At 72.5% G+C, this 22,919-nt stretch carries 26 protein-coding genes and 1 tRNA gene; 21 read left to right on the top strand and 6 right to left on the bottom strand.

Annotated features, from left to right (window positions below):
- Positions 1-95 precede the first annotated feature (95 nt).
- The 4 genes from HPT28_RS27755 (at position 96) to HPT28_RS15655 (ending at position 2,470) form a co-directional block, all read left to right on the top strand.
- Positions 96-191: a putative leader peptide gene (locus tag HPT28_RS27755; RefSeq protein WP_374226972.1), complete on the top strand. Its 96-nt coding sequence runs from the start codon at positions 96-98 to the stop codon at positions 189-191.
- Positions 192-277: 86 nt separating this feature from the next.
- On the top strand, positions 278-556 hold the full coding sequence (locus tag HPT28_RS15665; protein ID WP_219091699.1) for a MoaD/ThiS family protein: 279 nt from the start codon (positions 278-280) through the stop codon (positions 554-556).
- Positions 556-1,506 (top strand): PLP-dependent cysteine synthase family protein, encoded by a 951-nt coding sequence (locus HPT28_RS15660; RefSeq protein ID WP_219091698.1) that lies wholly within the window; start codon positions 556-558, stop codon positions 1,504-1,506. The genes HPT28_RS15665 and HPT28_RS15660 overlap by 1 nt, the downstream gene beginning before the upstream one ends.
- Before the next feature lie 208 nt (positions 1,507-1,714).
- Entirely contained in the window at positions 1,715-2,470 is a 756-nt protein-coding gene (locus HPT28_RS15655; protein ID WP_219091697.1) for an MBL fold metallo-hydrolase, read from the top strand.
- Between the two features lie 51 nt (positions 2,471-2,521).
- Here HPT28_RS15655 and HPT28_RS15650 read toward each other — a convergent pair whose 3' ends face one another.
- Positions 2,522-3,766, bottom strand: a complete 1,245-nt coding sequence (locus HPT28_RS15650; RefSeq protein ID WP_219091696.1) for a PTS transporter subunit EIIC — start codon at positions 3,764-3,766, stop codon at positions 2,522-2,524.
- Positions 3,767-3,968: 202 nt separating this feature from the next.
- Here HPT28_RS15650 and HPT28_RS15645 point away from each other — a divergent pair, with 202 nt between their 5' ends.
- The 4 genes from HPT28_RS15645 to rdgB all read left to right on the top strand — a co-directional run bounded on the left by HPT28_RS15645 (position 3,969) and on the right by rdgB (position 6,131).
- Positions 3,969-4,202, top strand: coding sequence for a glucose PTS transporter subunit EIIB (locus HPT28_RS15645; RefSeq protein ID WP_219091695.1), 234 nt, complete (start codon positions 3,969-3,971; stop codon positions 4,200-4,202).
- 71 nt (positions 4,203-4,273) lie between these two features.
- The gene (gene rph, locus HPT28_RS15640) at positions 4,274-5,002 is read left to right on the top strand and encodes a ribonuclease PH (protein WP_219091694.1); all 729 of its coding nucleotides are present in this window, start codon (positions 4,274-4,276) and stop codon (positions 5,000-5,002) included.
- A gap of 124 nt (positions 5,003-5,126) precedes the next feature.
- Complete coding sequence (locus HPT28_RS15635) at positions 5,127-5,501, top strand: hypothetical protein (protein WP_219091693.1); 375 nt, start codon at positions 5,127-5,129, stop codon at positions 5,499-5,501.
- 6 nt (positions 5,502-5,507) lie between these two features.
- Positions 5,508-6,131 carry an RdgB/HAM1 family non-canonical purine NTP pyrophosphatase gene (gene rdgB, locus HPT28_RS15630; RefSeq protein ID WP_219091692.1) on the top strand — a complete coding sequence of 208 codons (624 nt, stop codon included), beginning with the start codon at positions 5,508-5,510 and terminating at the stop codon, positions 6,129-6,131.
- 58 nt (positions 6,132-6,189) lie between these two features.
- Here the strand turns inward: rdgB and HPT28_RS15625 are convergent.
- From HPT28_RS15625 to bcp, 4 genes are all read right to left on the bottom strand, one after another.
- A tRNA-Leu gene (locus HPT28_RS15625) sits at positions 6,190-6,265 on the bottom strand.
- Between the two features lie 22 nt (positions 6,266-6,287).
- Positions 6,288-6,914 (bottom strand): HNH endonuclease signature motif containing protein, encoded by a 627-nt coding sequence (locus HPT28_RS27750; protein ID WP_374226971.1) that lies wholly within the window; start codon positions 6,912-6,914, stop codon positions 6,288-6,290.
- Positions 6,915-6,937: 23 nt separating this feature from the next.
- Positions 6,938-7,600 carry an HNH endonuclease gene (locus HPT28_RS15615; RefSeq protein ID WP_219091690.1) on the bottom strand — a complete coding sequence of 221 codons (663 nt, stop codon included), beginning with the start codon at positions 7,598-7,600 and terminating at the stop codon, positions 6,938-6,940.
- A 119-nt stretch (positions 7,601-7,719) separates the two neighbouring features.
- Positions 7,720-8,196 carry a thioredoxin-dependent thiol peroxidase gene (gene bcp, locus HPT28_RS15610; protein WP_219091689.1) on the bottom strand — a complete coding sequence of 159 codons (477 nt, stop codon included), beginning with the start codon at positions 8,194-8,196 and terminating at the stop codon, positions 7,720-7,722.
- A gap of 136 nt (positions 8,197-8,332) precedes the next feature.
- Here bcp and HPT28_RS15605 point away from each other — a divergent pair, with 136 nt between their 5' ends.
- From HPT28_RS15605 to HPT28_RS15595, 3 genes are all read left to right on the top strand, one after another.
- Positions 8,333-8,650 (top strand): DUF3618 domain-containing protein, encoded by a 318-nt coding sequence (locus tag HPT28_RS15605; protein WP_219091688.1) that lies wholly within the window; start codon positions 8,333-8,335, stop codon positions 8,648-8,650.
- A 74-nt stretch (positions 8,651-8,724) separates the two neighbouring features.
- A complete protein-coding gene (locus HPT28_RS15600) occupies positions 8,725-9,027 on the top strand; it encodes a co-chaperone GroES (protein ID WP_219091724.1) in 303 nt (100 codons plus the stop codon).
- Positions 9,028-9,168: 141 nt separating this feature from the next.
- Positions 9,169-9,489: a multidrug efflux SMR transporter gene (locus tag HPT28_RS15595; RefSeq protein ID WP_219091687.1), complete on the top strand. Its 321-nt coding sequence runs from the start codon at positions 9,169-9,171 to the stop codon at positions 9,487-9,489.
- Here HPT28_RS15595 and HPT28_RS15590 read toward each other — a convergent pair.
- Positions 9,467-11,992, bottom strand: coding sequence for a transglycosylase domain-containing protein (locus tag HPT28_RS15590; protein ID WP_257578688.1), 2,526 nt, complete (start codon positions 11,990-11,992; stop codon positions 9,467-9,469). The genes HPT28_RS15595 and HPT28_RS15590 overlap by 23 nt on opposite strands.
- 216 nt (positions 11,993-12,208) lie before the next feature.
- Between HPT28_RS15590 and HPT28_RS15585 the strand changes: the two genes are divergently transcribed.
- The 10 genes from HPT28_RS15585 to HPT28_RS15540 all read left to right on the top strand — a co-directional run bounded on the left by HPT28_RS15585 (position 12,209) and on the right by HPT28_RS15540 (position 22,866).
- Positions 12,209-13,567 carry a DUF445 domain-containing protein gene (locus tag HPT28_RS15585; RefSeq protein WP_219091686.1) on the top strand — a complete coding sequence of 453 codons (1,359 nt, stop codon included), beginning with the start codon at positions 12,209-12,211 and terminating at the stop codon, positions 13,565-13,567.
- A gap of 152 nt (positions 13,568-13,719) precedes the next feature.
- Positions 13,720-14,577: a fumarylacetoacetate hydrolase family protein gene (locus HPT28_RS15580; protein ID WP_219091685.1), complete on the top strand. Its 858-nt coding sequence runs from the start codon at positions 13,720-13,722 to the stop codon at positions 14,575-14,577.
- Between the two features lie 124 nt (positions 14,578-14,701).
- Complete coding sequence (locus tag HPT28_RS15575; protein ID WP_308119288.1) at positions 14,702-15,454, top strand: GntR family transcriptional regulator; 753 nt, start codon at positions 14,702-14,704, stop codon at positions 15,452-15,454.
- A 151-nt stretch (positions 15,455-15,605) separates the two neighbouring features.
- Positions 15,606-16,724 (top strand): TIGR03364 family FAD-dependent oxidoreductase, encoded by a 1,119-nt coding sequence (locus tag HPT28_RS15570; RefSeq protein ID WP_219091683.1) that lies wholly within the window; start codon positions 15,606-15,608, stop codon positions 16,722-16,724.
- Positions 16,725-16,729: 5 nt separating this feature from the next.
- The gene (locus HPT28_RS15565; protein WP_374226973.1) at positions 16,730-17,413 is read left to right on the top strand and encodes a phosphonatase-like hydrolase; all 684 of its coding nucleotides are present in this window, start codon (positions 16,730-16,732) and stop codon (positions 17,411-17,413) included.
- Between the two features lies 1 nt (position 17,414).
- Positions 17,415-18,476, top strand: coding sequence for an ABC transporter ATP-binding protein (locus tag HPT28_RS15560; protein ID WP_219091682.1), 1,062 nt, complete (start codon positions 17,415-17,417; stop codon positions 18,474-18,476).
- A complete protein-coding gene (locus HPT28_RS15555; RefSeq protein ID WP_219091681.1) occupies positions 18,466-19,392 on the top strand; it encodes a 2-aminoethylphosphonate ABC transporter permease subunit in 927 nt (308 codons plus the stop codon). Before HPT28_RS15560 ends, HPT28_RS15555 begins: the two co-directional genes overlap by 11 nt.
- A complete protein-coding gene (locus tag HPT28_RS15550; RefSeq protein WP_219091680.1) occupies positions 19,379-20,176 on the top strand; it encodes an ABC transporter permease in 798 nt (265 codons plus the stop codon). Before HPT28_RS15555 ends, HPT28_RS15550 begins: the two co-directional genes overlap by 14 nt.
- 57 nt (positions 20,177-20,233) lie before the next feature.
- The gene (locus HPT28_RS15545) at positions 20,234-21,277 is read left to right on the top strand and encodes a 2-aminoethylphosphonate ABC transporter substrate-binding protein (protein WP_219091679.1); all 1,044 of its coding nucleotides are present in this window, start codon (positions 20,234-20,236) and stop codon (positions 21,275-21,277) included.
- 38 nt (positions 21,278-21,315) lie between these two features.
- Complete coding sequence (locus HPT28_RS15540; RefSeq protein WP_219091678.1) at positions 21,316-22,866, top strand: alkaline phosphatase family protein; 1,551 nt, start codon at positions 21,316-21,318, stop codon at positions 22,864-22,866.
- Positions 22,867-22,919: the final 53 nt, after the last annotated feature.

Raw genomic sequence — 22,919 nt, 5'->3', positions numbered from 1 at the left:
GCCGCCGCGGCCGAGGCCGAGCGATCTGAGACGCCAACGTCCGCATCATGAAACGCCGGTCCGATCGCGGGTCCGGGAATCGCTACGATGTGCCCATGGTTATCCACGACGTGAACACCAAGGCCCCGGGCTGCCTGCTCGTCGCGCGCCTGCACGTCGACCTGTGCCGCCTCTCCAGCGCCATGTGTTGAGGCCGTCGGCCGCGCCCCGCGCCGCCGACGCGACACCTCCGTACGCCCTCGCGCACCAGCCTTTCCCACCGACCAGGAGCACACCCATGGCCATCGAGGTCCGCATCCCGACCATCCTCCGCACCTACACCGACGGCCAGAAGGCCGTCGAGGGCGCCGGCGCCACCCTCGCCGAGCTCTTCCAGGACCTGGAGACCCGGCACAGCGGCATCCAGGAGCGGCTCGTGGACGGCGGCGAGCTGCGCCGCTTCGTGAACGTCTACCTCAACGACGAGGACGTCCGCTTCCTCGACGGCATCAACACCAAGCTCGGCGACGGGGACAGCGTCACCATCCTCCCCGCCGTCGCCGGAGGCATGCGCTGATGCGCTACGACGCGCCGCTGGCCGCGGTCGGCAACACCCCCCTGGTGCGGCTGCCGCGGCTCTCGCCGTCCGAGGACGTCCGGATCTGGGCCAAGCTGGAGGACCGCAACCCGACCGGCTCGGTCAAGGACCGCCCCGCCCTGCACATGATCGAGCAGGCGGAGAAGGACGGCCGCCTCACACCGGGCTGCACCATCCTGGAACCCACCTCGGGCAACACCGGCATCTCGCTGGCCATGGCCGCCAAGCTCAAGGGCTACCGCATCGTGTGCGTCATGCCCGAGAACACCAGCGAGGAGCGCCGCGAGCTGCTCGCCATGTGGGGCGCCGAGATCATCTCCTCGCCGGCCGCCGGCGGCTCCAACACCGCGGTGCGCGTCGCCAAGGAGCTGGCCGCCGAGCACCCCGACTGGGTGATGCTCTACCAGTACGGCAACCCGGACAACGCGGGCGCGCACTACGCCACCACCGGCCCGGAGATCCTCGCGGACCTGCCGTCCATCACGCACTTCGTCGCCGGGCTGGGCACCACCGGCACCCTCATGGGCGCGGGGCGCTACCTGCGGGAGCACAAGCCGGACGTCCAGATCGTCGCCGCCGAGCCGCGCTACGACGACCTGGTCTACGGCCTGCGCAACCTGGACGAGGGCTTCGTGCCCGAGCTGTACGACGCCTCCGTCCTCACGTCCCGGTTCTCGGTGGGCTCCGAGGACGCCGTCACCCGCACCCGCGAGCTGCTCGCCCAGGAGGGAATCTTCGCCGGAGTCTCCACGGGGGCGGCGCTGCACGCGGCCATCGGCGTGGGCCGCAAGGCGCTGCGGTCCGGGGAGCCCGCGGACATCGTCTTCATCGTGGCGGACGGCGGCTGGAAGTACCTGTCCACCGGCATCTACACCGCCTCCTCCACGGAGGAGGCCGTCGCCCGGCTCCACGGGCAGCTCTGGGCCTGACGGACAGCCTCCGGGCCCCTGCCCGAGCGCGCCGCGCCCGTCCGGACAGGGACCCCGGGGCCGTCCGAACCCTCTCGCACTCCCGGCGGGGGCCGTCCCTCGCGCTGGTGATTCCGCCCACACCGTGGCGTTCCTGAGGAGCGAGCGCAGCCGGTGCCCCTTACGCTCGGAGACTCCCCTACCGGGCTGCGCGGAGGTTCCCACCCCTATGAAGCTCACCGTCGTCGGCTGCTCGGGTTCGTTCCCGTCCGCGGAGTCGGCCTGTTCGAGCTACCTCGTCGAGGCCGACGGCTACCGACTGCTGCTCGACATGGGCAACGGGGCCCTGGGCGAACTGCAGCGCCACTGCGGGCTCTACGACCTCGACGCGATCGTCCTGAGCCATCTGCACGCCGACCACTGCATCGACATGTGCGCCTACTTCGTCGTGCGCTACTTCCGCTTCGAGGGCGGGCGCTGCGCGGCGCTCCCGGTCTACGGCCCGGCCGGCACGGAGGAGCGGCTGACCACCGCCCACGCCGACACCCCCTCCGAGACGGCGATGCGCGAGGTCTTCGACTTCCGGACCCTGACCGACGGCGCCGTCCTCGACCTCGGCCCGTTCCGCGTCCGCACCGCCCTCGTGGACCACCCCGTCGAGGCGTACGGGTTCCGCGTCGAGCACGGTGACTCGGTCCTGACGTACTCGGGCGACACCGGGGAGACCCCCGTGCTGGAGGAGCTGGCGCGGGGCGCCGACCTCTTCCTGTGCGAGGCCTCGTTCACGCACGGCAAAGAGGACATCCCCGGGCTGCACCTCAACGGCCGCGAGGCCGGGGAGACGGCCAAGCGCGCCGGGGTCTCCCGGCTCGTCCTGACCCATGTGCCGCCGTGGACGGACGCCCAGGTGAACCTGCGGGACGCGAAGGCCGTCTTCGACGGCCCCGTGGAGCTGGCCCACCCCGGCGCCGTCTACACGTTCTGACGCCGCCGCCTCCGTCGGCCCGACCGCGGCGGCCCGCTGCCCGCGGGTTCCCTACCGCAGGTTCTCCCGTTCCATCGCGGCGATCTCCTCGTCCGACTCGCGGCCCGGCGTCTTGAGGTCGAACCGCAGGATCACCACGCGGAAGAGCACGTAGTAGACCACCGCGAAGCAGAGGCCCACGGGGATGAGCAGCCAGGGCTTCGTGGCCTCGCCGTAGTTCAGCACGTAGTCGAAGAGCCCGGCGGAGAACGTGAAGCCCTCCCGGATGCCCAGCGCCCACGTCACCGCCATCGAGACGCCCGTCAGCAGGGCGTGGATGCCGTAGAGCACGGGCGCCAGGTAGACGAAGGAGAACTCGATGGGCTCCGTGACCCCGGTGACGAACGAGGTCAGCGCGAGCGAGAGCATCATGCCGGTGACGGCCTTGCGGCGCTCGGGGCGGGCGCAGTGCGCGATCGCCAGAGCGGCGGCGGGCAGGGCGAACATCATGATCGGGTAGAAGCCCGTCATGAACATCCCCGCGTCCGGGTCGCCGGCCAGGAAGCGGAAGAAGTCGCCGTTGACGGTCTCGCCCTCCTCGTCCGTGTACTCCCCGAACTGGTACCAGGCGAAGGTGTTGATGAGCATGTGCATCCCGAACGGGATGAGCAGCCGGTTCAGCACCCCGAAGACGCCCGACCCCCACGCCCCGAGGTCCGACAGGCTCTCGGCCGTGCTGTCCAGCGCGTTGCCGACCGGCGCCCAGCAGTACCCGAAGCCCACGGCCAGCACGAGGGCGAGGAGGGACATCACGACGGGGACGAAGCGACGGCCGCTGAAGAAGCCGAGCCAGTCCGGCAGCCGGGTGCGGTGGTAGCGCTCCCACACCTTGGCGGTGACGACGCCGAGCACGACGCCGCCGAGCACCCCCGGGCTGACCGGCTCCCCGGTGACGGGGTCGGTGAAGGCGCTCTCCAGGGTGTTGACGAAGACGAGGTAGGCGACGACGGCGGCGAAGGCCGTCGAACCGTCCGCCTTGCGGGCGAAGCCGATCGCGACGCCGACGCAGAACAGGATCGCGATGTTGTCGATGACGCCCGCCCCCGCCCCGCTGAACACGGCCGCCAGCCGGTCCCAGCCGAGCCCCTCGTCGCCGAGGACGTCCGGCTGGCCCAGCCGCAGGACGAGCCCGGCGGCGGGCAGGGCCGCCACCGGAAGCTGGAGGCTGCGCCCGAGCTTCTGCAGTGACCGCAGCGTCGCCTGCCGCCAGGTGCGGCGTGGCCTGTCGTCCCGCGCGGTGTCGGCTTCGGAACCCATCGGCGCTCTCCCGGTTCGACCTGCGGGCGATGGGCGCGGCCCCATCGCACTGCCGTGCGGGTGCGGTGCCCGCGCCCGCGAAGCCCGCTGAACGCCATCATTCGCGACAACTCGCCCCAACGCGCGTGAGAATGGGCCAACTGTGCGTTAATGTGTCAATCTGACGGCTGATGACACCCGGTAGAGACTCAGGAGAGAGCCCATGGCCAGCAAGGCTGAGAAGATCGTCGCCGGGCTCGGTGGCATCGAGAACATCGAAGAGGTCGAGGGCTGCATCACCCGCCTGCGCACCGAGGTCCTCGACTCCTCACAGGTGAACGAGACCGCCCTCAAGGCCGCCGGAGCCCACGGCGTCGTCAAGATGGGCACCGCCGTCCAGGTCGTCATCGGCACCGACGCCGACCCGATCGCCGCGGAGATCGAGGACATGATGTAGACGCGCCCCGCCCGCACCGGCCCGTTCCCCCTGCGGAACGGGCCTTCCGCTTTCCCTACTAGGCTCGGGGCATGTCACGCATCGACGGCCGCAGCGCCGAACAGCTCCGCCCCGTCACCATTCAGCGGCACTGGAGCAAGCACGCCGAGGGCTCCGTGCTCGTCTCCTTCGGCGACACCAAGGTCTTCTGCACCGCCAGCGTCACCGAGGGCGTCCCCCGCTGGCGCCGGGGCAGCGGCGAGGGCTGGGTCACCGCCGAGTACGCGATGCTCCCGCGCGCCACCAACACCCGCGGCGACCGCGAGGCCGTCCGCGGCAAGATCGGCGGGCGCACCCACGAGATCTCCCGGCTCATCGGTCGCTCACTGCGCTCCGTCGTCGACTTCAAGGCGCTCGGCGAGAACACCATCGTCCTCGACTGCGACGTCCTCCAGGCCGACGGCGGCACCCGCACCGCCGCCATCACCGGCGCCTACGTCGCCCTCGCCGACGCCGTCTCCTGGTGCCAGGAGCGCAAGCTCATCCGCGCCAAGGCCCAGCCCCTGACCGGAACCGTCGCCGCCATCAGCGTCGGCATCGTCGACGGCGCCCCCCTCGCCGACCTCTGCTACGAGGAGGACGTCCGCGCCGAGACCGACATGAACGTCGTCTGCACCGGCGACGGGCGCTTCGTCGAGGTCCAGGGCACCGCCGAAGGCGAGCCCTTCGCCCGCGACGAGCTCAACGCCCTCCTCGACCTCGCCGTCGCGGGCTGCGCCCAGCTCGACGGCGCCCAGCGCCAGGCCCTCGCCGCCCGGTAACGAGGGCAACCAGCACGCCCCCGAGGGCGTCTCAGCCGGTACCGGACCGTACCCTTTGCCGGGGCTTTACCTCCCCGAGCGGTCCGGCCGGACCGGCTTCCCAGCGAGCGAAAGAGGACCCGACGTGCGTCGTACCCTGCTCACCGTCGCCGCCGCCGCACTCGCGGCCACCGCACTCATCGGCTGCGGCGCCGTGGAGAAGGCCATCAGCTGCGCCACCACCGCGGCCGCCATCGCGGAGAGCGTGAACGACCTCCAGGACGCCGTCTCCAACGCCGGCGAGGACCCGGTCGCCGCCGCCGAGGCCCTCGACCGCATCGACGACGACCTCGACCAGATAGCCGACAGCAGTGGCGACACCGACGTGACCGCAGCCGTCGACGACATGCGCAAGGCCGTCGACAACGTCCGCACCTCCCTCGACGACGGCCAGGTGCCCGACGTCAGCCCCGTCGGCGACGCCGCGAACGAACTGACCTCCGTCTGCACCCCGAACTGAGCCCCCATGACTGACACTTCGCCCGCCAAGCCCCGTCTCGTCCTGGCCACCCGCAACGCCCACAAGGTCACCGAGCTCCGCGCCATCCTCGGCGCGGCCGGCCTCAACGCCGACCTCACCGGCGCCGACGCCTACCCCGACATCCCCGACGTCAGGGAGACCGGCGTCACCTTCGCCGAGAACGCCCTGCTCAAGGCACACACGCTCGCCCGGGAGACCGGTCTCCCGGCCGTCGCCGACGACTCCGGGCTGTGTGTCGACGTCCTCGGCGGCGCGCCCGGCATCTTCTCCGCGCGGTGGGCCGGCCGCCACGGCGACGACAAGGCCAACCTCGACCTGCTGCTCGCCCAGCTCGCCGACATCGACGACGCCCACCGCGGTGCCCACTTCGCCTGCGCCGCGGCCCTCGCCCTGCCCGACGGCACCGAGCGCGTGGTCGAGGGGCGGCTGCGCGGCACCCTGCGCCACACCCCGGTCGGCGCGGGCGGCTTCGGCTACGACCCGATCCTCCAGCCGGACGGGGAGACGCGCACCTGCGCGGAACTGGCGCCGGAGGAGAAGAACGCCATCAGTCACCGCGGCCGAGCCTTCCGTGCCCTGGCCCCGGCCATCCGCGAACTGCTCGGGTGAGGCGAACGGGAAGAGCCCGCTACCTTGGAAAGCAAGGCAGCGGGCTCTTCTCATCAGGTACGCCCGGTGGGATTCGAACCCACAACCACTAGCACCTAAAGCTAGCCTCTCTAAGCCAGTTGGAGTACGGGCGCATAGGCAGCCTCCACCATACCGTCAGCCTCCCGGGCCACGGCACCATGTCCTGGTTACGGCGTGACAGTTTGGACACAGCAGACGCAGGTTCTCTCGGCGGTCGTCCAACCAGTCGCCATTGATGTGATCCACTTCCAGCGTCATGGGCCGACCTCGCCACCGTGGCCCCGAGCCACACGTGGCGCACCGTTCGGCCACGCCGAGCTGCCTCAGCGCGCGTCGTAGAACGGCCGTGCTGGTTCGACGCCGTGCCGTGCGCTTCACGAGAACCTCAGCTGGCCCCTTCGCTCGCGGGCTCGACTTTCCACGCTGGTGCCCCTGGCCCGTGAAGTGGTTGATGTCCACCGAGGCTTCCTGCGTCCAGCGCCGGAAGGCGGCTCGCTGGCTACTGCTGTCCGGGCGTTCCAGCCTTCGGAGTGCTTCGGAGACGGAGCGGGAGGCGGCTGCGGCAGCCTGCAACTCGGACACAGAAGGAGCTGCTCTGCTGACCGCCCGGCGGCGAGGCGTTGTGCGGAAGTGTGAAGTGTCGATACCGAAGTGCGCGTATCGTTTCCTGAGGTGGGCGCGGAGCTGGGGATAGGGGCGCTCGCAGAGAAGTGCGACAACCTCGTCAAGGCTCTGGCAGCTCCGCGCGGCGTCCGCCAGCATCTCCCGCGTGTATCGGGTCCGGGTCATCCCATCGCCCCCGAGCGTTTGCTGCGGCCCTTGGCCCGCCCTCGGTAGCTGTCCGTCGTGGAGTGACAATTAGGGAACAGCAGACGCAGGTTCTCCACGCGGTTGTTTCGCCAGTTTCCGTCGACGTGATCGACCTCAAGCGTGAGGCGTGACCCCATCCAGCGTGGAGGCAGGCCGCAGAGGGCGCACCTCTCGGGGACCCCGCGCTCCTTCAGGCAGCATCGAAGGCGCGCGGGGGAAGTCCGGCGAGCCTGTGGGTCAGTGATCTCGACGAGCACGTCCGCACTCGACAGTCGCCGCCTCTTGCTCCGGCCATGTTCGGGTGGCCGCGCGCGGAAGTGCGACGTGTCGAGCCCGAACGCTGCGATCCTTCGGCTGATGTATGTGTGATTCCCGCCCACCACGTCCAGGTCGAGGCGCCGGAGCACGTCGTTGACACTCCTCGACGCGGCCACGGCCTCAGCCAGCACCGCCTTCGTCCACCGCACGCCCTCGCGCTCGAAGTGCGACGTGTCGATGCCCATGGCCTTCATGCGCTGATGCACGTAGCGCCGGGTGCTGCTCCTCGGGTCCACGCCGAGCGTCACCAGTGCGGCGCTCAGTGTGCGGGAGTGTGCGGCCGCCTCGCTGAGACGCTCATGGGTGTACGCAGTCGCCATCGGAACCGCTCCTTCGTCAGCTGCTCGGTGAAGGGGCGGTGCCGTGATGTCGCCCCCGTTCGACTCAACGAACGCGTGAGCGATCGGTTACGCCGAACGGGGGCGCCGGTGTGCGGGGGTCAGGCGGCGGCGATGCCGAGGTCGCGCATGAGCTTGGCCACGTGGCCGGTCGCCCGCACGTTGTAGAAGGCGTGCTCCACCGCGCCCTTCTCGTCGACGACGATCGTGGAGCGGATCACGCCGGTCACGGTCTTGCCGTACATCTGCTTCTCGCCGAAGGCGCCGTAGGCAGCCAGGGTCTCCTTGGAGGGGTCGCCGACGAGCGTGACCTTGAGGTCCTCCTTCTCGCGGAACGTGGCCAGCTTCTCCGGCTTGTCCGGCGAGACGCCGACGACCTCGTACCCGGCGTCGGCCAGGACCTGCAGGTTGTCGGTGAAGTCGCAGGCCTGCTTGGTGCACCCCGGGGTGAGGGCGGCGGGGTAGAAGTAGACGACGACCTTGCGGCCCGCGAAGTCGGCGAGGGAGATCTCCTTGCCGTCGGCGTCCGGGAGGGCGAAGGCGGGGGCGGTGTCGCCGGGCTGCAGGCGCTCGCTCATGGGTGCTCCTTGTCGTGATGCGTACCGCCGAGGGTAACCGCGCCGGAAACCGGGGTGGGGTGGGGCGCCGGTCCGGGGGAGCTGACAGACTGTCCACTAGCTTGGACCCCTTATGACGGCCGACGGAGGAGTTGCGGTGCCGGACAGGACCCCCGCGCAGATCGAGGCGGACATCGTCCGTCGACGGGAGCAGTTGGCCGCGACGCTGGACGAGCTCGCGGTGCGGGTGCATCCGAAGACGATCGCCGACGACGCGAAGGCGGCCGCGGCCGCCGCCGTGGACCGTACGGCGGGGCGTGCCTATCTGGCCGCGAACCGGGCGGTCGGCGCGGTGCGTGACCAGCTGGTGACGGAGGAGGGCGCGCCGCGGCTGGAGCGGGTGGTGCCGCTGGCGCTGGTGACCGTGGCGGTGGTCGGGCTGTACGTCCGCTCCTCGCGACGTCGGCACCGCTGACCAGGCCCGGGCGGGCCCTGAGATACGGTCGGCCCGTGAGTTCGCATACGACCGACGACAAGCTGCCCATCCGGATGCTGCACGACCGGGTGCTGGTCCGTACCGACATCCCCGAGGGGGAGCGCCGTTCCTCCGGCGGGATCGTGATTCCGGCGACGGCGGCGGTGGGCCGGCGTCTGGCGTGGGCGGAGGTCGTGGCCGTCGGCCAGAACGTGCGGACGGTCGAGCCCGGTGACCGGGTGCTCTTCGACCCGGAGGAGCGGGCCGAGGTGGAGGTCCGGGGCGTCGCCTACGTGCTGATGCGCGAGCGGGATCTGCACGCCGTCGCCGCCGAGCGGCTGGCCGGGTCCGAGGACTCCACCGGACTGTATCTCTGATCTGTCCGTGTTGCCGTCTTCTGGGTACTCTGTCCTGAGTCCGACGAGACGCGCCGTACCGGGCCGCCCCTCCCCGCGGGTGAGGGGCGAAGGCAAAGACGACGCACCTGTCAGTGATCACTCACGGAAGGTGTGCACGTCATGGCGTGGGTTCTGTTGGTCGTCGCCGGTCTGCTCGAGGTCGGCTGGGCGGTCGGGCTTCCCTACACCGAGGGCTTCACGCGGCTGTGGCCGAGCGTCCTGACCGTGCTCGGCTTCGCGGCCAGCATGCTGCTGCTCGCCCAGGCGGCGCGGACGCTCCCGATCGGTACGGCCTACGGCGTCTGGGTCGGCATCGGTGCCGCCGGTGCGGCGATCCTGGGCATGGCCGTCCTGCACGAGCCGGTGACGGCCGCCCGGATCTTCTTCATCTCGCTGCTGCTGGTGGCCGTGGTCGGCCTCAAGGCGACGTCCGGCCACTGAACCGCTCCTTGGGCGCTTTCTCCCCGGCCGCGCCGTCCGTGGCCGTCTCGTCCGGTGCCGGTGCCGGTGCCGGTGCCAGTGCCGGTGTCGGTGCTGGTGCCGGTTCGCCGCGGTCGCGGGGTGCGGGCTCGCGCGGGCCGGTCGGCTTCCCGTCGGCCTCGTGCCCGTCCCGGTGCCCGTCCCCGGAGCCGGGGGCGTCCTGGTGCGCCCCGGTTCCGGTGTCGCCCGAGCCGTCGCTGTCGCCCGAGCCGTCGGAGCCGCCCTGGCCGCCCGCCTCGGTGGGGGCGGGGGCCGCGGGCTCCTCGCCGTCCTCGCCGTCCTCGCCGTCTTCCTCGGGCTCCTCGCCGTCGCTGGGGACGGGGGAGGGCTCGGGGACGTCGGGGGAGAGGTCGAAGGCGAGGACCGGCTCGCCGGCGAGGGCGTCCCCGGTGTACTGGCCCCAGATCCGGGCCGGGAAGCCGCTGCCGCTGATCTTCGCCAGTCCGGCCGCGCCGTGCAGGGCCTTCTGGGCGCCGGTCTCCGGGTCCTGGCCCATGATCGCGACGACGGTGGCGAGGTTCGGCGTGTAGCCGGCGAACCAGGCCGCCCGGTCCTTCTCGGCGGTGCCCGTCTTGCCCGCGGCGGGGCGGCCCGCGCTCTGGGCGGCCGTGCCGGTCCCGCCCTCGACGACTCCCTTGAGCAGTGCGGTGGCGGCGTCGGCGGCGACCCGGGGCATGACCCGCACGGGCTTGGACTCCGGGACCACGACCTCCTCCTTGCCCCGGGTCACCTCGGCCACCAGCCGGTAGTCGACGCGTTCGCCGTGGTTGGCGAGGGTGGCGTAGGCCTGGGCGAGGTGCAGGGTGCTGGGCGTGGCGGTGCCGAGGGAGATGGACGCTCCGGCGTCGGCGAGAGCCGGGGTGTCCTGCGGGATGCCGGCGCCGACGAGGGTCTCTCGGACCTTCTCCGGGCCGACGTCGACGCCCATCTGGGCGAAGACGGCGTTGACGGACTTGTCCATGGCCTCGCTGACCGGGATGTCGCCGTGCGAGTGGTCGCCCTCGTTCTGCGGGTTGTAGCCGATGCGCCGTCCGTCGTCGACGACCTCGCGCTTGCTCGTGCCGTCGTAGACGGTGCTGGGGCCGATCGGATCGCCGTCCTGCGTCTCGGCGCCCTCCGCGACGGCCGTGGCGTACACGAACGGCTTGAACGTGGAGGCGGCCTGGTAGTCGGTGCGGGTGGCGTTGTTCGTGTACTGCTCGGTGAAGCTCACCCCGCCGTACATGGCGACGACGTCCCCGGTCTGGGGGTCGATGGAGGTGCCGCCCGCCCGTACGTAGCCGTCGACCTCCCGCTCCTCGCTGAGCTGCGGGTAGAGCTGTTCCTCCACGGCCGCGACGAAGGCCTCCTGCTTGTCCCGGTCGAGGGTGGTGGTGATCCGGAAGCCGCCGCCCGCGAGCCGTGACTCGCTCACGATGCCCTCCTCGTCCAGATGTGTGCGTACGGCTTCGAGCAGGTAGCCGCGCTGCCCGGACAGTGACATGGGCGGCTCGATCGGCTGTGGCGTGGGGAACTCCAGATCCCGCCGGTCCGCGGGGTCCAGCCAGCCCTCCTTGACCATGCCGTCGAGCACGTAGTTCCAGCGGGCCACGGCCCGGTCCCTGTTGTCGGGGTTGGCGACGACGTCGTAGCGGCTGGGGGAGTTGACCACGGCGGCGAGGTAGGCGCCCTCGGCGACGGTCAGCTCGCGGGCCGGCTTGTCGTAGTAGGCGCGCGCGGCGGCCTGGATGCCGTAGGCGTTGCGGCCGAAGTAGCTGGTGTTGAGGTAGCCGGCGAGGATCTCGTTCTTGCCGACCTCCTGGTCCAGCTTCATCGCGATGACGAACTCCTCCAGCTTGCGGGTGATGGTCCGTTCCTGGGAGAGGTAGTAGTTCTTGACGTACTGCTGGGTGATGGTGGAGCCGGACTGTTTGCCCTCGCCTCGCAGCATGTTCCAGCCGGCGCGGATCATGGCCTCGGGGTCGACGCCCGACTCGTTGTAGAAGTCGCGGTCCTCGGCGGCGAGTACGGCGTGCTGGGTGTGCCGGGGGACCTGGGCGAGCGTGATGTTCTCCCGGTCGACGTCGCCGTCCTTGGCGAGGAGCGAGCCGTCCGCGTACAGGTAGACGTTGCTCTGGGCGGTGGCCGCCTGGTTGGGCTCGGGGATCGGCACGAGCAGGTAGCCGAGGACGAGGGCGCCCGCGAGGAGGACGACGCCGAGCAGGAACGCGCCGACGAGGAGCCGCACGGCCAGGGCGAGACGCCGCCGGGCACGCCGGGCGCGGCGGCCGGGTCCGCCCGGGGCCGGGGCCTCGGGCTCGTCCGGCTCCCCTGGCCCGGGGCCTTCGCCCGCACCCTCCGGCACTCGCCGCACCCGGCGCGGCCGCCGCTCGTCGGGGCCGCCGGCGGGCTCCGGGGGGCCGGAGGGGGGTGGGGTGTCGGGGCCGGGGGTCGCGTCGTCGCCGCGGGTCGGCTCGTCACTCATCTGTCCGCAGACTCCTCGTCCGGCGTCGGGTCACGGGCGGGGCCGCGACGGTGGAGTTTCATCCCCATAACACTCAAACACGGCAAAACGCCCAGAGGGTCGTCGAACACTCCAGCAACCCGGGGAACGGGTGCGCCGGACGGGTCATGTGGGTCGCGCTCCCGTTGGGAGACGATCACCCCGCACAATCGACCCAGTCGCGGAACGGGTGGAGACATGGCGAGTACGGAACGGGATGCGAACACGGGGTCGGCGGCGGGGCCGGGCGCGGTGGGCGGGGGGCGCGGGCGGGGTCCCGGCCTGGCCCGCGATCTGGGGGCCTTCACGGCCGCCGACGTGGAGAAGCAGCGCGGCGTGCGGCGGATGAAGGCCATCGCGACGGCGGCACTGGTGCTGGCGGCGGTGGTGTACGGGCTGGCGACGTGGGCGGAGCACGCCGGCGCGGGCGCGTGGGCCGGGTACGTCGCGGCGGCGGCCGAGGCGGGCATGGTCGGCGCGCTGGCCGACTGGTTCGCCGTCACGGCGCTGTTCAAGCGGCCCATGGGGCTGCCCATCCCGCACACGGCCATCATCCGCACCAAGAAGGACCAGCTCGGGCGGAACCTGGGCGACTTCGTGGGGGACAACTTCCTCTCCGACGACGTGGTCCGCTCCCGGCTGCGGGCCGTGGGGATCGGCTTCCGGCTCGGGGGGTGGCTGGCCGACCCGGAGCACGCGGACCGGGTGACGGCCGAGCTGGCCACCGCCGTGCGCGGGGCCTTGACGGTGCTGCGGGACACGGACGTGCAGGCGGTGATAGGGGAGGCCATCAACCGCCGGGCCGACGCCCAGGAGGTCGCGCCGGGCCTCGGCCGCATGTTGCAGCGCATCGTCGACGACCAGGGGCACCGGCGGGTGCTGGACCTGGTGTGCGGGCGGGCGCACGACTGGCTGCTGCGGCACCGGGAGAGCGTGATGGAGGCGGTGGCCGGGGGTGCCCCCGGCTGGACCCCGCGCTTCGTGGACCACAAGATCGGGGAGCGCGTCTACAAGGAGCTGCTGCGGTTCGCCGCCGACATGCGGGACATGCCCGACCACCCGGCCCGGGTCGCCGTCGACCGCTTCCTCGGCGACTTCGCCCGCGAGCTGCAGGACGATCCGGCGACCCGGGAGCGGGTGGAGCGGCTGAAGTCGGAGCTGCTGGCCCGGGACGAGGTGCAGGAGCTGATCGCTTCGGCGTGGTCCTCGGTGCGGGCGATGATCGTCGCGGCGGCGGAGGACGAACGCAGCGAGCTGCGGCTGCGGGTGCGCGCCTCCCTTCTCTCCCTGGGCGGCAGGCTGGCCTCGGACGGACGGCTGCAGGGCAAGGTGGACGACTGGGTCGAGGGGGCCGCCGCCCATGTGGTGACGACGTACCGTCACGAGATCACCTCGCTGATCACCGAGACCGTGGCGGGCTGGGACGCGGACCAGACGGCCCGCAAGATCGAGGCGAACATCGGCCGGGATCTCCAGTTCATCCGGATCAACGGCACCGTGGTCGGGTCGTTGGCGGGGCTGGCGATCCACGCGGCGACCCGGATCTTCGGCGGCTGAGTGCCCCGACCGGCGGGCCGGTCCGGCGTTTCGGAAGTTACGGTCCAGTACGTGGATGGTGGTTGCGCGCTTGTGACGGATTCTTGGAGGATCATCCGATTCCTCTGATGGCCGTCCCCATCGTGACCCCTCACCACTGAAGGAGTGTGCCTGTGAAGCTGCTGCGTGTCGGGCCCGCGGGGGCGGAGCGTCCGGCGGCCCTCGACGGGGCCGGTCTCCTGCGTGACCTGTCCGGGCTCGTCCCCGACGTCGATGGCGCCCTGCTCGCGGACGACGCCGCGCTCGCCCGGATCCGGGAGGCGCTGGCCGCCCGCGAGCTGCCCGAACTCGACCCGGCCGGGCTGCGCGTCGGGGCGCCGGTGGCCGGCATCGGCAAGATCGTCTGCATCGGCCTCAACTACCGCGACCATGCCGAGGAGACGGGGCAGCCCATCCCCGAGGAGCCGCTGGTCTTCATGAAGGCCCCCGACACCGTCGTCGGGCCGCGGGACACGGTGCTCGTGCCGCGCGGCGCGCGGAAGCTGGACTGGGAGGTCGAGCTGGCCGTCGTCATCGGCCGCACGGCGCGCTACCTGGACAGCGCCGAGCAGGCGCGGGCCGCCATCGCGGGGTACACGATCACCCACGACGTCTCGGAGCGCGCGTTCATGCTGGAGCGCGGCGGCCAGTGGGACAAGGGCAAGAACTGTGAGACGTTCAACCCGATGGGCCCCTACCTCGTGACGTCCGACGAGGTCCCCGACCCGCAGGCGCTCGGCCTGCGGACCTGGGTGAACGGCGAGCTGAGGCAGGACGGCAGTACCGCCGACCAGATCTTCCCCGTGCTGGAGGTCGTGCGCTACCTGAGCCAGTTCATGGTGCTGCGGCCCGGCGACGTCATCAACACGGGCACCCCCGCCGGGGTCGCGAACGGGCAGCCGGAGCCGAAGCCGTTCCTGCGCGCCGGGGACGTGGTGGAGCTTCAGGTGGACGGCCTGGGCCGGCAGCGCGCCGAGCTGAAACCCGCGTAGCCGGCGCGGCTGTCCGTGGTTCACGGTGGCCCGACCGGTGTTTGGGCCGCCGGTCGGGCCTGCGAGGATGCACCGGGTGAGTCCTTCCTCCGGTTCTCCCGGCTCCCCGGCCGCGTCGTCGCACATCCCCGCCATCCCGCGGGACAGCACCGCCCCGGTCCGCGCGGGCGTGCCCGAGCACGGCCGGGTGCCGAAGTACTACGCCGTGAAGACGGCCGTGGCCGCGCTGCTCGACGAACTCGGCACCGGCGCCGCGCTGCCCACCGAACGCGATCTCGCGGAGCGGTTCGGGGCGGCCCGGGAGACGGTGCGTCAGGCCCTGCGGGAGCTTCTCCTGGAAGGCCGGGTCCGGCGCCAGGGGCGTGGCACGGTCGTCGCCGGGCCGAAGCTGGCGCAGCCGCTCTCGCTGGCCAGCTACACCGAGGGGGTCCGGCGTCAGGGGATGCGGCCGGGGCGCACGCTCATCGGTCTGGACGCGCACCCGTGCCCGCCCATGCTCGCCGGTGAGCTGGGTGTCGAGCCCGGTGCGCGGGTGTGGCACATGGAGCGGGTGCTGCTGGCGGACGACGAGCGGGTCGGCCTGGAGAGCACCTATGTCGCCGTGGAGCGACTCCCCCACCTGGACAGCGAGTTCGACCCCGACTCCTCCTTCTACGGTTATCTGCGCGAGCGGGGCGTCGCCTTCGGGGACGGTGACGAGCGGCTGGAGACGGTGCTCGCCACCCCGCGCGAGGCGCTGCTGATCGGCACCCCTCCCGCCCTGCCCATGCTGCTGCTCCACCGGCTCTCGCGGGACGCCGAGGGGCGCCCGCTGGAGCGGGTGCGCTCGCTCTACCGGGGTGACCGCTTCAGCTTCACCGCCCGCCTGGAGCGCTGAGCCCGAGCCGCCCGGCCGTCGCCACGCCCGTTCCCCCACCGCTCGATCATCACGGAAAGATAACGGGTCTGGTCCAAACTTGTGGGGCGGTTCACCCTTCCGTCGCCCTTCGGAGCCTTCCAGTCCACCCACCCCCGCGAACGTGTGGGCCATGCGAGTCATCGTCGTAGGAGCCGGGGTGCTGGGCACCATGCACGCCTGGCAGGCAGTGGAACGGGGCCACGAGGTGGTCCACATCGAGCGCGAGGAGCAGGCCAGGGGGGCCTCCGTGCGCAACTTCGGCCTGGTCTGGGTCTCCGGCCGGTCGGCCGGTCCGGAGCTGGACACGGCCTTGCGGGCGCGTGAACTCTGGGAGGGCCTCGGCGCCCGGGTGCCCGCGCTCGGCTTCCGGACCGGCGGTTCGCTGACCGTCGTCCGCACCGAGGCGGAGCTGGCGGTCGCCGAGGCCGCCGCGGCCCGCACGGACGCCGGGGCCCGCGGCTTCGAGCTGCTGACGGCCGCCGAGGCCCGCGCCCTGAACCCGGCGCTGCGTGGCGACTTCACGGCCGCCCTGTGGTGCCGCCGGGACGCGTCCGTCGAACCCCGCACCGCGCAGCGGGCGTTGCGGGAAGCCCTGTGCGCCTCGGGCCGCTACACCTTCCTCGGCGGGCGCGAGGTCCGCGACGTCACCGACCGGTCCGTGCGGGACGACCACGGCGCCACCCACACCGGCGACTGCGTGGTGCTGTGCACCGGTGCCTGGCTCGGCGGCCTCGTCCGCGAGCTCGTCTCCGACGCCCCCGTGCGCCGCGTGCGGCTGCAGATGATGCAGACCGCGCCGCTGGGGGAGGAGCTCACCACCTCCGTAGCCGACGCGGACAGCTTCCGCTACTACCCGGCCTACGGCGGCGCCGCGCTCGACGCCCTCAACTCCGGCCAGCCGCAGCCGCCCGTGGCCGCCGAGCACGCCATGCAGCTCCTCATGGTGCAGCGGGCCGACGGCGGCCTGACGATCGGCGACACCCACGCCTACGCGACGCCGTTCGACTTCGACACCGTCGAAGACCCCTACGAGCACCTGGCCGAGGTCGCCGAGCGGCTGCTCGGCCGCCCGCTGCCCCCGGTCCGGCGCCGCTGGGCGGGCGTGTACGCGCAGTGCGTCGAGCCCGGCCGGGTGGTCCTCCGTCACCGGGTGGACGAGGCCACCGTGCTGGTCACGGGGCCCGGCGGCCGCGGCATGACGTGCTCGCCCGCCATCGCCGAGACGACCGCCGACGAGCTGGGCTGGTGAGCGGCGTGACCCACTCCGGCACCACCGCCCACCCCGTCCCCCTCGTCGTGCTCGACATGGCCGGGACCACGGTGGCCGACGACGGGCTGGTCGAGCGGGCCTTCGCCGCCGCCCTGCCCGGCCACGACGCCCGGCAGCTCGACCACGTCCGCGCCACCATGGGCGCATCCAAGATCGCCGTGTTCCGGCAGCTGTGCGACGGCGACGAGGAGCGGGCCCACCAGGCCAACACGGCCTTCGAGCGCGCCTACGCCGAGCTGGTCGCCGCCGGGCACTGCGCTCCGCTGCCCGGCGCCGAGGACACCGTGCGCCGACTCCGCGCCGAGGGCCGCACGGTGGTGCTCACCACCGGCTTCGCCCGCGACACCCAGGACCGGATCCTGGCCGCGCTGGGCTGGCAGCGGCTCGCCGACCTCACCCTGTGCCCCGCCGACGCGGGCCGCGGCCGCCCCCACCCCGACCTCGTCCTCACCGCGCTCCTGCGCACCCGCGCGGCCGACGACGTCCGCCATGTCGCCGTCTGCGGAGACACCGCCTCCGACATCACCTGCGGGCGGCGGGCCGGGGCGGGCGTGGTGGCCGGGGTCCTCACCGGAGCCCACGACGCGCCGACCCTGCGCGCCGCCGGCGCCACCCACGTGCTGCGCACCGTCGCCGAACTCCCCGAACTGCTGCGGCGGGAGGCCTGACATGGGCATCCGCTTCGAGGACGTCACCGTCGCCTACGACGGCACCGTCGTACTCGACCGGCTGACGCTCACCGTCGAACCCGGCGAGGTCATGGCCCTGCTCGGCCCCTCCGGCTCCGGCAAGACGACGGCGCTGCGGGCCGTCGCCGGGTTCGTGACCCCGCGCTCGGGCCGGGTGTGGCTCGGCGACCGCGACGTCACCCGCCTCCCGCCCCACCGGCGCGGCGTCGGCATGGTCGTCCAGCAGTACGCGCTCTTTCCGCACCTGCGGGTCGAGCAGAACGTCGCCTTCGGACTGAAGGCCCAGCGGGTACCGCGGGCGCAGATCCGGACCCGGGTCGCCGCGGCCCTGGAGATGACGGGCATGGCCTCCTACGCCCGCCGCTACCCGCGCGAACTCTCCGGAGGGCAGCAGCAGCGTGTCGCCATCGCCCGGGCGCTGGCCATCCGGCCCGGCGTGCTGCTGCTCGACGAACCGCTGTCCGCCCTCGACGCCCAGCTCCGCTCGGGCATGCTCACCGAACTCGCCCGGCTGCACCGCGAACTGCCCGACGTCTCCATCCTGTACGTCACCCATGATCAGGGCGAGGCGCTGACCCTCGCCGACCGCATCGCCGTCATGAAGGACGCCCGGCTCCGCGACGTCGGCACACCCGGGCAGCTCTACCGCGCTCCCCGCACCGAGTTCACCGCCTCCTTCGTCGGCGGCGCCAACCTGCTGCCCGTCACCGTCACCGGGCACGCGGCCCGGTTCGCCGGCACCGAGCTGCGCCTGGCGGCCCCGGGCACCGACGGTCCCGCCACCCTCTGCGTGCGCCCCCACCTCCTCACCCTCGGCGGGGAGGCCGCCCAGGGCTCGGGCAACACTCTGCGCGGCCGGGTCACCGGGCTCCAGTGGCGCGGGGCGACGCACCGCGTCACGGTCACCGTGGCGGGGCACGAACTCACCGCCGAAACGCCCGAACTGCGGGAGCCGCCCGCCCTCGGAGCCGAGGCCGTCCTGCGCTTCGCACCCGAGGACGCGGTGCTCGTCCCCGCTCCCGGAGGCCACGATGAGCGCTGACGTCACCGCCCGCCCCAGCGCCCCGCCGGGCGGGCCCGCGCGGCCGGCCCCGCCGACGGCCGGGGCCACCGCCGTCCCGGCCGAGCGGCTCCGCGCGGCGCCCGCCTGGGTGTTCGCCCTGCCGCCGCTCGCCGTCCTCACGCTGATCCTGCTCTACCCGCTGGCGCTCGTCCTGCGCGAGTCCGTGACCGAGGAGGACGGCGGCGGGTTCACCCTCGCCGCCTACGCCGACGTCCTCGGCTCGGCCGTCTTCCAGGACGCGCTGCTGACGACCGTCCTCATCGCCGTCGGCGCCACGGCGGGCTGCCTCGTCCTCGGCTTCCTGCTGGCCCTGATCGTCGCCTTCGTGCCGTTCCCCGGCAGCCGTGCCGTCACGCGGTTCATCGACGTCTTCCTCTCCTTCCCGTCCTTCCTCATCACCCTCGCCCTGCTCTTCGTCTACGGCGGCACGGGCCTGGCCAACGGTCTCGTCACCGACCTGACCGGCGCCGAACGCGGCCCCGTGGACTTCCTGACCACCCCCTGGGGTGTCCTGCTGGCGGAGATCACCTACTTCACCCCCTTCGTCATGCGGCCCCTGCTCGCCGCGTTCTCCGGGCTGGACACCGCGCAGCTGGAGGTGGCCTCCTCCCTCGGTGCCCGGGCCCCGCGCATCGTGCGGCAGGTGATCCTGCCCGAGGCCCTGCCCGCCCTCGCCGCCGGCGGCAGCCTCGTCCTCGTCCTGTGCCTGAACGAGTTCGGCATCGTCCTGTTCACCGGGGCCAAGGACGTCGTCACGCTGCCGATGCTCGTCTACACCACGGCGATCCTGGAGTCCGACTACGTCACCGCCTGCGTCGTCGCCACCGTCAACATCGCGCTCTCCGTCGGTCTCTACACGCTGTACCGGGGGGTGAGCCGCCGTGCTGGTGCATAGCCGCGCCGGACGCGCCGCCGCCTGGGCGGTGTTCCTCGTCCTGTTCCTGCCGCTGTTCGCGCTGCCGCTCGTGGTGATCCTCGCCGCCTCCCTCGCCACGAGCTGGAGCGGCACCCTGCCCTCGGGGCCCACCACCGAGCACTACGCCGCCGCTCTCCGGGGCGACGCGCTCGACGCGCTCACCACCTCGCTGCTCACCGCGGCCGCGGCGAGCGCCCTCGCCCTCACCCTGGGCACCTGGGCCGCCCTGTCCGCCACCGCGCTGGGCCGCCGCGGCCGCCGGGTGCTGGACGCCCTGTTCATGCTGCCGGTCGCCGTCCCCACCGTCGTCGTCGGCCTGGCCGTACTCGTTGCCTACAGCACCCCGCCGCTCCTGCTCAACGGCACGCCCAGCATCGTCGTCATCGCGCACACCGTGCTGGTCACGGCGTTCGCCTACCAGTCCGTCACCGCCGCCGAGGCCCGCCTCGACCCGGCCCTCGCCCAGGCCGCCGCCGGCCTCGGCGCCCGCCCGGGGTACGTCCTGTGGCGGATCAGGCTGCCCCTGCTCCTGCCCTCGCTCGGGGCCGCGGCCGGGCTGTGCTTCGCCCTCTCCATGGGCGAGCTGAGCGCCACCGTGATGCTCTACCCGCCGCACTGGACCCCGTTGCCCGTGCGCGTCTTCGCCGCCACCGACCGCGGCGCCCTGATGGCCGGTTCAGCCCTGGCCGTCGTCCTGATGGCCACCACCCTGCTCGTGCTGCTCGCCGTCTCCCGGGTGCGCACGCGGGCCTCGTATCGCTGAACACAACGTCCACCACCACGCCCGCCCGAGCACCCCCGCTCCGCACGAAGGAAAGCCATGTCCCGCACGAGAATCATCACGCTCGCCACCGCCGTCTCGCTGGCCGCCGCCGGGCTCACCGGCTGTGGCACCGGCTCGGACGCCGACACCGTCACCGTCTACAGCGCCGACGGCCTGCGCGGCGAGAACGGCGACGGCTGGTACGACCGCCAGTTCAAAGCCTTCGAGGAGGAGACCGGTATCCAGGTCGAGTACGTCGAGGGCGGCTCCGGCGAGGTCGTGCAGCGCGCCGCCAAGGAGAAGTCCAACACCCAGGCCGACGTGCTCGTCACCCTGCCGCCGTTCATCCAGCAGGCCGACGCCAAGGGACTGCTGGAGCCCTACCGGCCCAGAGGCTCCGAGCACGTGGACGTCAAGGACCCGGACGGTGCCTGGACCTCGCTGGTGAACAACTACTTCGCCTTCATCTACAACAAGAAGGAGCTCGCGTCCCCGCCGAAGACGTGGGACGACCTCCTCGACCCGAGGTTCGAGGGCCGGCTCCAGTACTCCACGCCCGGGGTCGCCGGCGACGGCACGGCCGTCCTCATCAAGGCCATGCACGACTTCGGCGGCCAGGAGCCCGCGATGGAGTACCTCGGCAGGCTCCAGAAGAACAACGTCGGTCCCTCCTCGTCCACCGGGGCCCTCGCCCCCAAGACGAACAAGGGCGAACTGCTCGTCGCCAACGGGGACGTGCAGATGAACTACGCCCAGGCCAAGACCATGCCCAACCTCGCCATCTGGTTCCCCGCCATGACCGAGGACGCGAAGCCGACGACCTTCCCCCTCCCCTACGCGGCCGGTCTGGTGAAGAACGCACCGCAGAGCGAGAACGGCAAGAAGCTCCTCGACTTCCTGCTCAGCAGGAAGGCCCAGGAGGAGGCCAGCAGCGTCGGCGGCGGCTTCGCCGCCCGCACGGACGTCGAGGCCACCGACCCCGACGCGAAGACGCTGGCCGGACTGATCGAGGGCGTCGAACTCTTCCAGCCCGACTGGGCAGACGTCGAGAAGAACCTCGACACCTACGTCGAGGCCTGGAAGGAGGCCACCCGCGGCTGACGCTCACGCAGCACCCATCCCACCCCAGGAGGACACCCGTGCACCGCTCAGTCACCGCTGTCACCGTCGCCCTCGCGGCGGCGGCCACCCTCGCCGCCACCGCCACCGCCACCACCACCGCCGGGCCGCGGACCGGGGCGGACACCGGGCAGCGGGCCGCCGGTTCCGCGGCCGACCCCGTCGACAAGGTCCTGGTCATCGGCCTCGACGGACTGAACCTCGACCGCGTCGCCGACGCCGACGCGCCCCACCTCAAGCGCCTGATGCGCGCGGGCATGACGGCCCCCAGTCCGCTCTACGCCCGGCCCATGGCCGCCACCTCCTCCGGGCCCGGCTGGTCCACGGTCGCCACCGGCGTCTGGCCCGACCGCCACGGCGTCCGGGACAACTCCTTCCAGGGCAAGCGCTTCGACACCCACCCCGACTTCCTCACCCGCATCGAGCAGGCTCGCCCCGAGCTCGAGACCTACGCCGCCGCCGACTGGGAACCCCTCACCTCCACCGACCAGAACGGCCCCGTCTTCGGCCCGGCCGTCGACACCCGCCTCTCCCTCAAGGGCGACCGCGACGGCTACGCCGGGGAGGACCCGAAGATCGCGGCCCACGCCGTCGAACAGCTCAGGGACGGCGACCCGGACGCGTCCTACGTGTACTTCGGCGAGATCGACATCGCCGGGCACCGGCACGGCGCCGCGAGCGGCGCGTACCGGGAGGCCATCGCCCACAGCGACGCGCTCGTCGGCAGGCTCCTGGACGCCGTCGACGCCCGCCCGACGCGGAGCGGCGAGAACTGGAAGATCCTGGTCGCCACCGACCACGGCCACACCGACTCCGGGGGCCACGGCGGCTCCTCACCCGCCGAGCGGCAGACGTTCGTCATCGCCACCGGGGCGGGCATACCCGCTGGTTCCGTCCGGCACGACGTCCGGCTGGTCGACGTCGCCGCCACCGCGCTGGACCATGTCGGCGTCCCCGCCGCCGGACTGGACGGCCGGCCCCTGGACAGCCAGGACGGCGACGCCTTCGACACCCTCCGCCCCGGCCTGCGCACCCGCGCCGACGAGGGGCACATCCCCGCCGACGTCCAGGGCTGGACTCCGACCGCGCCCGAGGGCTGGGAGGTCGACAACTCCCGGATGGGAGAGGGCGGCACGACCGAGTGGCACGGCTGGACGTTTTCCACCGACGCGTTCTGGAGCCGAACCCACCGGGACCAGTGGCGCGAGCTGAACGTCCGCTCCCGTGACGTGTTCGCCGTGGCGGACTCCGACGAGTGGGACGACACCCCGCACACCGGCGCGTTCGACTCCACCCTCATCACCCCGGCCTGGGAGGTGGAGGGCGGCACCACGCGGGAACTGCGTTTCACCACGCACCTGCGCCACGAGTCGGGCCAGCGGGCCGAGGTCCTGGTCTCCTTCGACGGCGGTACCCCGCGACTCCTGCGCGCCTACGACAGGGACACCGTCGCCTCGCCGCAGGCCCTGCCGGTCAAGGTCCCCCAGGGCGCCGAGACCGTCCGATTCCACTTCCGCTACCGCGGGGACAACAACTGGTACTGGACGCTCGACGCCGTCCACCTCGCCTGACCCGGTCCCGGCCCCGGCCCCGGCGCACGCCGGGGCCGGGACGCGAGGTGCGC

It is taken from the genome of Streptomyces sp. JJ38 (assembly GCF_019303475.1).
Classification (GTDB): Bacteria; Actinomycetota; Actinomycetes; order Streptomycetales; family Streptomycetaceae; genus Streptomyces.
The sequence above is the reverse complement of the archived record's forward strand: the minus strand, read 5'-3'. Positions and strand labels throughout refer to the sequence as shown.